At 47.2% G+C, this 919-nt stretch carries 1 protein-coding gene; it reads left to right on the forward strand.

Annotation, left to right across the window (positions count from 1 at the left end):
* The coding region (locus tag B5F78_RS16615; protein ID WP_087407264.1) for a DUF5712 family protein at positions 1–801 on the forward strand (801 nt) is incomplete at its 5' end.
* Between the last annotated feature and the right edge of the window lie 118 nt (positions 802–919).

Below are 919 nucleotides of genomic sequence, written 5' to 3' on the forward strand. Positions count from 1 at the left end.
ATGAAGAACGGCCAGGAAGTGCAGCCGTTTTTCAATAACTCACGTGACTATATAAGCGCACAGGAAGTAACCTTTAAGATAGACAACAACAAGGCAAAATTAAGCCGGAACGATGCGAAGTTCTATGTGATCACGGTAAGCCCTTCCAGCCGGGAGCTGGAGAAAATGGGCAAGACCGAGAAGGAACAGGCTGAAGCCATGAGAAAGTATGTCCGTGATGATGTGATGCAGCACTATGCGGAAGGGTTCGGAAAAGGCTTGAACAAAGAGGATATCGAGTATTACGGAAAAATCCATTTCGAGAGGAAGGGAGCCGACCGGTACGACATGCACGCACATATCATCGTCAGCCGGAAGGACAGGAGCAACACCAGGAAGTTAAGCCCAAAGACCAACCACACCGGGAAGAAGAACTGCGGGAACGTGAAGGGAGGTTTTGACAGGACAGATTTTTTCCGAAAGTGTGAATCTTCATTTGACAAGCGCACAGGGTATGACCGGGCCCCGGAACAGACCTTCGACTATCTCAATACCATGAAGAACGGAAGCCCGAAAGAAATATTTCAGAAAAAGGAGTGGGCGGAACGTGTGAACCATGAACGGCTTGAGAAGATGAAAGCCGAATGGAGCCGGGATCTTCAGGAACCGCGCCAGGAACAAGGCCGTGAAGAAATCCAACAACAGGGAAACAGTATTTCCCAAGTTCCGGACATCAATCAGGCACCGCAGCGAAAGAAGCAACAGGAGGAAGAACTCGACCAGCCCAGGAAAAGAAGCCGGGGTTTTGGAATGGGTATGTAAATTTGAATCTGTAACAAAATCAAAAGCGTATGGAACAAAGAAAGGACATAATGACAGGTATTATCAGAATCTTAATTCTGTTTATTGTAGGTAGTATATTTCTGGCCATAGCCGGATA

The organism is Bacteroides sp. An279 (assembly GCF_002159615.1).
Classification (GTDB): domain Bacteria; phylum Bacteroidota; class Bacteroidia; order Bacteroidales; family Bacteroidaceae; genus Phocaeicola; species Phocaeicola intestinalis.